The 8,473-nt window shown below is 68.4% G+C and carries 8 protein-coding genes and 1 tRNA gene; 4 read left to right on the top strand and 5 right to left on the bottom strand.

The window, feature by feature from the left end; all coding sequences use genetic code 11:
- Window positions 1-171: 171 nt before the first annotated feature.
- Both JWN68_RS09025 and JWN68_RS09020 read left to right on the top strand, forming a co-directional pair.
- Window positions 172-1,443: an aspartate kinase gene (locus JWN68_RS09025; protein ID WP_297737822.1), complete on the top strand. Its 1,272-nt coding sequence runs from the start codon at window positions 172-174 to the stop codon at window positions 1,441-1,443.
- Window positions 1,440-2,489, top strand: a complete 1,050-nt coding sequence (locus tag JWN68_RS09020) for an aspartate-semialdehyde dehydrogenase (protein WP_297737817.1) — start codon at window positions 1,440-1,442, stop codon at window positions 2,487-2,489. The genes JWN68_RS09025 and JWN68_RS09020 overlap by 4 nt, the downstream gene beginning before the upstream one ends.
- A gap of 40 nt (window positions 2,490-2,529) precedes the next feature.
- On the opposite strand, the gene JWN68_RS09015 is transcribed toward JWN68_RS09020, so the two are convergent.
- From JWN68_RS09015 to JWN68_RS09000, 4 genes are all read right to left on the bottom strand, one after another.
- Window positions 2,530-3,333, bottom strand: coding sequence for a hypothetical protein (locus JWN68_RS09015; RefSeq protein WP_297737814.1), 804 nt, complete (start codon window positions 3,331-3,333; stop codon window positions 2,530-2,532).
- Between the two features lie 21 nt (window positions 3,334-3,354).
- Window positions 3,355-3,744, bottom strand: coding sequence for a hypothetical protein (locus JWN68_RS09010; protein WP_366519779.1), 390 nt, complete (start codon window positions 3,742-3,744; stop codon window positions 3,355-3,357).
- A 305-nt stretch (window positions 3,745-4,049) separates the two neighbouring features.
- A tRNA-Pro gene (locus tag JWN68_RS09005) sits at window positions 4,050-4,126 on the bottom strand.
- Between the two features lie 88 nt (window positions 4,127-4,214).
- A complete protein-coding gene (locus JWN68_RS09000) occupies window positions 4,215-5,138 on the bottom strand; it encodes a metallophosphoesterase (RefSeq protein WP_297737812.1) in 924 nt (307 codons plus the stop codon).
- A gap of 25 nt (window positions 5,139-5,163) precedes the next feature.
- Between JWN68_RS09000 and JWN68_RS08995 the strand changes: the two genes are divergently transcribed.
- Entirely contained in the window at window positions 5,164-5,622 is a 459-nt protein-coding gene (locus JWN68_RS08995; RefSeq protein ID WP_297737808.1) for a GatB/YqeY domain-containing protein, read from the top strand.
- Here the strand turns inward: JWN68_RS08995 and JWN68_RS08990 are convergent.
- Window positions 5,619-7,964 (bottom strand): transglycosylase domain-containing protein, encoded by a 2,346-nt coding sequence (locus JWN68_RS08990; RefSeq protein ID WP_297737805.1) that lies wholly within the window; start codon window positions 7,962-7,964, stop codon window positions 5,619-5,621. The two genes, JWN68_RS08995 and JWN68_RS08990, sit on opposite strands and share 4 nt — an antisense overlap.
- Before the next feature lie 223 nt (window positions 7,965-8,187).
- On the opposite strand from JWN68_RS08990, the gene JWN68_RS08985 reads away from it, so the two are divergent.
- Complete coding sequence (locus tag JWN68_RS08985; RefSeq protein ID WP_297737800.1) at window positions 8,188-8,472, top strand: WhiB family transcriptional regulator; 285 nt, start codon at window positions 8,188-8,190, stop codon at window positions 8,470-8,472.
- The last annotated feature ends 1 nt before the right edge of the window (window position 8,473 follow it).

Raw genomic sequence — 8,473 nt, 5'->3', positions numbered from 1 at the left:
CACGACCGGTTCGACACCGACTTCGAGGAGACCGTCGAGGCGCTCACGGTCACCCATGAGATGTTGGCGGAGCCGATCGAGCCGCCCCGGTAGAATCTGGGCCGTCGATCGTCGCAATGGCGCTGCGGTCTGACCACCGCACTGTTGCAGCGAATTCGTCGAGGAGCTCCCGTGGGCATTGTCGTGCAGAAGTACGGCGGCTCGTCGCTCGCCGACGCCGACGCCATCAAGCGAGTCGCCCGTCGGATCGTGGAGAGCAAGAAGGCCGGCCACGACGTCGTCGTGGCGGTCTCGGCCATGGGCGACTCCACCGACGAGCTGGAGGACCTTGCCCACGCGGTCAGCCCGCTGCCGCCCGCTCGCGAGATGGACATGCTGCTCACGGCCGGCGAGCGGATCTCGATGGCCCTGGTCGCCATGGCGATCTCCGACCTCGGGTTCACCGCCCGGTCCTTCACCGGTTCGCAGGCCGGGGTCATCACCGACTCCGTGCACCGCAACGCGAAGATCATCGACATCACCCCGGGCCGGATCACCAGCGCCCTCGGCGAGGGTCACATCGTCATCGTTGCGGGCTTCCAGGGCGTGAGCGCCGACACCAAGGAGATCACCACCCTGGGTCGTGGCGGCACCGACACGACCGCGGTCGCCCTCGCTGCCGCGCTCGAAGCGGACGTCTGCGAGATCTACACCGACGTCGACGGCGTCTTCACCGCCGACCCGCGCATCGTCCCCGCGGCCCGCAAGCTCGGCAAAGTCTCCTACGAGGAGATGCTCGAGCTGGCCGCGTGTGGCGCGAAGATCCTGCACCTGCGCTGCGTGGAATACGGTCGTCGCTACCACATCCCGATCCATGTCCGATCGTCATTCAGCCAGCTAGAAGGCACCTGGGTCGTCGAAGACCCCACCGATGGAGGCACCATGGAACAGGCCATCATCTCCGGCGTCGCGCACGATCGAAGCGAAGCCAAGATTACCGTTGTCGGCGTCCCCGACAAGGTGGGCGAGGCGGCTCGCATCTTCGAGGCGCTTGCCGACGCGCAGGTCAACCTCGACATGATCGTCCAGAACGTCTCCGCGGCCGCGACCAGCCTCACCGACATCTCATTCACGCTGCCGCGCACCGACGGTCAGGCAGCCATGAACGCCCTGGCCAAGATCCAGGGCGAGGTCGGCTACGAGAAGCTGCTCTACGACGACCGCATCGGCAAGGTCTCGCTCATCGGTGCGGGAATGCGCTCGCACCCGGGCATCACCGCCAGGTTCTTCGCCGCGCTCGCCTCCGCCGGGGTCAATATCGGCATGATCTCGACCTCTGAGATCCGGATCTCGGTCGTCGTCAACGAGGACGAGGTGGACCAGGCGGTCCGGGCCACCCACAGTGCGTTCGACCTCGACGCGGACGAGATCGAGGCCGTCGTCTACGGCGGGACCGGCCGATGAGCCGCCCGGTCAACCTCGGCATCGTCGGCGCGACCGGTCAGGTCGGCGTGGCGGTCCGCGAGATCTTGCTGGAGCGAGGCTTCGCCATCGCTGACGTCCGGTTCTTCGCCTCGGCCCGCTCCGCCGGCACCGTGCTGCCCTTCGGCGACCGCGAGGTCACGGTCGAGGACGCGGCCACTGCCGACCCGTCCGGTCTCGACATCGCTATCTTCTCCGCGGGTGCCACAACCTCGCGTGCCTTGGCTCCCGCGTGGGCCGAGGCGGGCGTGATCGTCATCGACAACTCCTCGGCCTTCCGGCGCGACCCCGCCATCGCGCTGGTCGTCTCCGAGGTCAATCCCTCGGCGATCGACTCCGTGGTCGCCGCGGGCCGGGGCATCCTCGCCAACCCCAACTGCACGACGCTGGCCGCGCTGCCGGTGCTCAAGCCGCTGCACGACGCGGCCGGGCTGGAGCGGCTCGTCGTGTCGTCCTACCAAGCCGTCTCCGGCTCGGGCGTGGCCGGAGTCGACGAGCTCATCGACGGCGTCACCGCCGCGGGGGAGAAGGCCCGGGAGCTGGCCTACGACGGCTCGGCCGTGGCGTTCCCGGAGCCGGAGAAGTACGTCGAGACGATCGCCTACAACGTGCTGCCCCTCGCCGGATCGATCGTCGACGACGGCTCCAACGAGACCGACGAGGAGCAGAAGCTCCGCAACGAGTCGCGCAAGATCCTCGGGCTGCCCGACCTGCGCGTCTCGGGGATCTGCGTGCGAGTGCCGGTCTTCACCGGTCACTCGTTGGCGATCAACGCGGAGTTCACCTCATCGATCACGCCCGCCCAGGCCCAGGCCCTGCTGGCAGAGGCCCCCGGCGTCGAGCTCCGCGAGGTGCCCACGCCGTTGTACGCCGCAGGCAAGGACCCGTCCTACGTCGGCCGCATCCGGCAGGACCCGGGCGTCGACGACAACCGCGGGCTGGCGCTCTTCGTCAGCAACGACAACCTGCGCAAGGGTGCGGCGCTCAACACGGTGCAGATCGCGGAGCTGATCACCGCAGCTCGCTGAGCCGCCTGTCCAGCGGTGCCGTGCTGACCCGCCGGCCGCGTCAGGTCGGGGAGTCGTCGGTGTCGACGAAGCCCGTGACCCACCAGGCGAGCGTATACGTCGCCATCGACACCAGCGGGATGACGAGAACCAGCCACCAGCTGTAGATGACGTCGAGGAAGAACACCATCGTCATCACGGCGAGCAGCGCGACGGCCAGGAAGCTGGTGCTGCCGGGATCATCGATGCCGAAACCTCGCAGCAGCCACGCTCCGACGTACGTCAGGACGACGAGGGTCGCAAGGAGCAGGAGCAGCCCCGGACCTCCGCACGAGTCGGTGCCGCGGACGAGCTCGCAGAACTTGAGGGAGGCGAAGGTCAAGAGCACGCCCAGGATGCCGATCAGCGCCCCGACGGCCAGGACCGCCTGGAGGGCCGGGATCGTCGGGAAGGAGGGTCCGCGCTTCACCTCGCTGGCGGCCGGCGGCTGCTGGGTCTGCGTGACGCTCGACGCGCCGGACGGCCGCACACCGGGGTCGACGTGCTCGGCCGGTCCCGGCGCGGGGGCCGCAGCGGGCCTCGGCCCGGACGCCTCGGTGTCGAGCTCGGGAGCCACCGGAGCCGGCGTCGCAGGCTTCGGGGCCTTGGGGGACGTGGCGGACGGTGACGACACGTCGCGCTTCGGCCTGGGGGACGAGCTCGGTCTGGGGCTGGGTGTGGTGGGGCTGCGCGTCGACTCGACGGTCTCCGCGCTCTCCGCGGTTTTCGTCGTCGGTTCGACCGGCTCGTCCTTGGACTTCTTGCGGCCGAATCCGAACGAGGGAAGCTGGAGCGAGAGGTTCTCCTCGGGGTCCTTGTCAGCCATGTCGCGAAGTGTGCCAGAAACTCAGGTCCTCTCGACCGGTTGACGCAGGATGGTGCGCAGCTTGGCGCGCTCCAACCGCCGCGCGTCGATCTCGTGGTGCTTGCCGGTCATGCACAGGCCGCTGTCGGGGATGTGGTGGTGACGCAATGCCTCGAGGATCTCGGCCTCGTCGTCGTAGGACCCGATGTGCAGGGTCTGGACGCACAGTCCCTCGTGCAGCGTCTCCAGCCTGACCTGGTCCAGGCTGGGAGGCCGGCTTTTCCCTGCGACCTTGGCGACGGCGCGCTCCAACAGCTCGGCGGTGATCCGGTCCGGCACCACGATCATGGCCGTCCAGTCCCACTGCGACTTGTCCCGGGCTGCGGTGAACACGGCCATGTCCGTCGCCCACCACTGCGCCTCCAGGGGCATGACGACGTAGTCCTGGCCGAGGTCCTGCTTGCTGGCAAACTTGAGCGTCTACGCCACCGGGTAGAGCGCTGCGATGGCGTCGGCGTACGCCCCGCCCCTGTGGGGATCGCCGCGCCCGTCCACCATCAGGTAGTGAAGGGCGGGGACGTCGACCAGCCGGAACTCGTGGTGCTTCGCGGCATAGGAGTGCGAGGGTCAACGTGTGGTCCGTCTTCATCGATCCCATCCTGTCCGGGGCACCACGAAACGAAAAGATCCGGACCCCCGAGGGGGGCCCGGATCTTTTCTTCTCTTGCGAGATGACCTGGTCGGGGTGACAGGATTTGAACCTGCGGCCTCGTCGTCCCGAACGACGCGCGCTACCAAGCTGCGCCACACCCCGGTCCGCCCCGGGCCGGTGACCGGCCGTGGAGCAGGGCGAGCATACCCGAGCGTCAGGACCCCTCCGAATTCGGGCTGGACGCGCGGGATCACGCCTTCGGCACGAGGGTCATCAGCGTGGCCTCCGGGCGGCAGGCGACCCGGAACCGCACGTAGGGGTTCGTTCCCAGACCGGCAGACACGTGCAGCCACGAGGAGCCCGGGTCCCCCGGCGTCGACGACGCCGGGTGCCGGTGCAGGCCCTTGGCGCGGGCCGGTTCGAGGTCGCAGTTGGTCGTCAGTGCGCCATACCCCGGCAGGCACACCTGCCCGCCGTGGGTGTGGCCGGCAATGATCGCGTCGTAGCCCGCTGCGGCGTAGTGGTCGAGCACGCGGAGGTACGGCGCATGCGTGATCCCGAGCCGTACGTCGGCCGCCGCGTCGGCGGGCCCGGCGACGGCGACGAGGTCGTCGTAGCGGAGGTGGGGGTCATCGACACCGGCCAGCGCGAACGTGGTGCCACCCACCGTGACCCGGCCGAACTCGTTGCACAGGTGCATCCAGCCGCGGTCGGCGAACCGCTGCTTGAGCTCACGCCAGGGCAGCTCCGGCGTGTGGGTGTTGCGCCTGCCGTTGTCGGCAACGAGGTAGCGCAGCGGGTTGCGCCAGCCGGGCGAGAAGTAGTCGTTGGAGCCGAACACCGAGACGCCCGGCCGGTCGAGCAGGGGGCCCATCGAATCGAGCACGATCGGCACCGATGCCATGTGCGCCAGGTTGTCCCCGGTGTCGATGACGAGATCCGGCTCGAGCTCGGCCAGTCCTCGCAGCCACTGCTGCTTGGCACGCTGGTCCGGCGCCATGTGGATGTCGCTGAGGTGCAGCACACGCAACGGAGCGTGACCGGCGGGGAGAAGCGGCACGGTCACCTCACGCACGGTGTACTGCCGGGCCTCCCAGGCGGCGTACGACGCCAGCGCGAAGCCTGCGCCCAGGGTCAGCCCGGCCGAGCGGCGCAGAAACTCGGGAGAGGGCATCGGGCAAGGCTGCCACAATGGACCCATGAGTGCTCTCAAGGACCGTCTGCGTGCCGACCTGACCACCGCCATCAAGTCGCGTGACGAGGTCCGCTCCTCGACCCTGCGGATGGTGCTGACGGCCATCACGAACGCAGAGGTGGCCGGCAAGGAGGCGCGCGAGCTCACCGACGACGACATCATCGGGGTCCTGTCGAGCGAAGCCAAGAAGCGCCGCGAAGCGGCCGTGGCCTTCGGCGAGGGCGGTCGCGCCGAGATGGCAGCCAAGGAGTTCGCCGAGGGCGAGGTGCTGGCCGACTACCTGCCTGCCCAGCTGAGCGACTCCGAGGTCACCGAGATCGTCTCTGCAGCCATCGAGCAGACCGGGGCCGCCGGCGAAGGCATGCGCGCCATGGGCAAGGTCATGGGGATCGTCACGCCCCAGGTGAAGGGGCGCGCCGACGGTGGGGCAGTGGCCGCGGAGGTACGCCGCCAGCTGGGCTAGCGGTTGCCCCTGCCCTTGCCGTTGCCCTTGCCGTTCCCGCCGCCGTCTCCGCCGCCGCTGGTGTCCGGGGGCGGCGGGACGTAGCCGGTCGACTGGTAGATCGAGACCGTGTCGCCGGAGCCCAGGTCGGTGCCTGCCGACGGCGAGGTGAACACGACGGTGCCCTCGGTCAGCTCGGAGTCCGCGACGCCGCCCAGGCTGGTCACGAAGCCGGCCGACTCGAGAGCCGCACGGGCTTCCCTCAGCGTCATGCCGGCGACGTCGGGGACCGGAGCCAGGACGCCGGCGATCTCGTCACCGGCGGGCGGGTTGAACTCCTCGTAGTCGAGACGGTCCGAGACGGCCGCCATCGCCTCGCCCCAGATCGGGCCGGCGACGGTCGAGCCGAAGGCCTCGCTGATGTAGGAGTCACCGACGGTCTGCCCGTTGAGGCTGACCCAGTAGCCCTGCGAGTTGGCACCGGCGACCATCGCAGCCGTGGCGATCTGCGGCGTGTAGCCGACGAACCACACCGACATGTTCTGCTGGTTGGTGCCCGTCTTGCCCGCGGACGGCTGGGCGGGGGCGATGTTCTGTCCGAAGCCACCCGGCTCCATCACCCCGCGCAGGATGTCGTTGACGGCGTCGGCGGTGACCCCCGGCATCACCTGCTCGCAGCTGGGGTCGTAGTTCTTCACCGTGCTGCCGTCAGAGGCGAGGATCTGCGTGACGGGGAGGTTGTCGCAGTGGATGCCGCGCGCCGCGAAGGTGGCGTACGCGCCTGCCATGGTGACCGGGTCGGTGTCCGAGACCCCCAGGACCCAGGACGGGACCTGCTGCTCGATCGGGATCTTGATGCCCATCTTCTTCGCCAGCTCGATCGGCTCGCACATGCCCGTCTCCACCTCGAGTTGGGCGAAGAAGGTGTTCACCGAGTTCTGCGTGCCGGTGTAGAGGTCGAAGGTGCCGCTGTCCGTCGAGTTGGAGACGTTCCAGCCCTCACCGTCGCCGGCGTAAGGACCATCGCAGGTCTCGAACTCCTCGTCCGGGATGGTCATGCTGTCCGGCGCGGAGATCTGGGTGCTCAACGGGATCCCCTGGTTGATCGCCGAGGCGAGCACGAAGACCTTGAACGTGGAGCCGGCCTGGAAGCCGTTGGCGTCGCCGTACTTCCGCGGGACCACGTAGTTGAGGTAGGTCTCGCCCGACTTCTTGTCCTTGCCCATCGGCCGCGACTGCGCGAGGGCGCGGACGTAGCCGGTGCCGGGCTCTACCATGGCGAGACCGCCGATGGCGTCGTCCTTCGGGTAGACGTGCGCCTGGACGGCCGCATCGGCACCCGCCTGGTAGTCCAGGTCGATCGTCGTGTGGATCGTGAGACCGCCGGACTGCAGGAGCCGCTTGCGCTCCTTGACCGTCTCGCCGAGGGACTTGTCCCTGAGGAGGTAGTTGACCGCGTAGTCGCAGAAGAACGGCGCCTGCGACTGCTGGCAACCGTTGGGGGACGGGTTCAGCTTGAGCCCCAGCGGCCGCTCCTTCATCTTCTCGGCCTGCTCCCGCGGGATGACGTTGAGCGTGGCCATGCGGTCGAGGACGACGTTGCGACGGTTCAGCGCCCGCTCGGGGGAGTTGGTGGGGTCATAGCCGGTCGGGTTCTTCACCAGGCCGGCGAGCGTCGCCGACTGCTGGTAGTTGAGGTTCTTCGCGTTCTTCCTGAAGTAGTGCTGGGCCGCCGACTGGATGCCGTAGGTGCCGTCACCGAAGTAGGCGATGTTGAGGTAGCGCTCGAGGATCCAGTCCTTGGAGTAGTTCTTCTCGAAGGCGATGGCGTAGCGCAGCTCACGGATCTTGCGCGCGTAGGTGTCGTCGGTCGCGGCCGCGGCTTCCGCCTTCGTGTCCGCCTGGTTGAGCAGGGTCTGCTTGACCATCTGCTGGGTGATCGAGGACCCGCCCTGCACCGAGCCGCTGGCCTGGTTGGTGACGAAGGCGCGGATCGTGCCGCGGATGTCGAGGGCGCCGTGCTGGTAGAACCGGTCGTCCTCGATGGAGACGATCGCCTCGACCATCTTGCGCGAGATCTGGCGCAGGCCGACGTTGATGCGGTTCTGGTCGTAGAGGGACGCGATCAGGGTGCCGTCGACGTCGTAGATGCGCGTCGTCTGGGCGAGCTCCTCCGCCTCGAGCTCTTCAGGCAGGTTGACCATGCCCTTGCTGAGGTCTTTCGCCGCCACTCCGACCACGCCGGCGAAAGGGATCGCGAGCCCCGCCACCAGGACACCGAGGACCGCCGCCACGACCGCCATGACGGCGAGGTGCGACATCACCGAGGGGCGGCGCGGGGGGATGGGAGAAGGCGTGGACATGGCGCCAGAGTACGGGAGCAGACCCGACCGTCGCATTCGTCGTACCACACCGGATCGGGCCCGCGCAGCAAAAGGTGACCAGAGGTGGTCTAGTCATATCGGACCATGGGATTTGGTCGGTTCGTGTCTGCTTCAACTACTTGCTCTTCGCCTACCTTCATCTTGGGTCGAAGAACCGTCGCTATGGGGGCGAAGGTCACCGGCCCAAGAGATGGTGGACATCATGTGGGTCGAAGACTGGGCACCGCGGGCCGCTTGCCGCCAGGACACTCCGGACGCACTCTTCGTGCGTGGAGCCGAGCAGAACAAGGCCAAGCAGGTCTGTGCTTCCTGCCCCGTGCGTACCGAGTGCCTCGCTGAGGCGCTGGACAACCAGATCGAGTGGGGTGTCTGGGGCGGTATGACCGAGCGTGAGCGTCGTGCCCTCATCCGCCGTCGTCCTGCCGCTTCGTGGCGCTCCGTCCTGGAGTCCGCGCGCACCGAGCACGAAGGCATCGTCACCGTCTGAT

The organism is Nocardioides sp., from assembly GCF_025964975.1.
Classification (GTDB): Bacteria; Actinomycetota; Actinomycetes; order Propionibacteriales; family Nocardioidaceae; genus Nocardioides.
The sequence above is the reverse complement of the archived record's forward strand: the minus strand, read 5'-3'. Positions and strand labels throughout refer to the sequence as shown.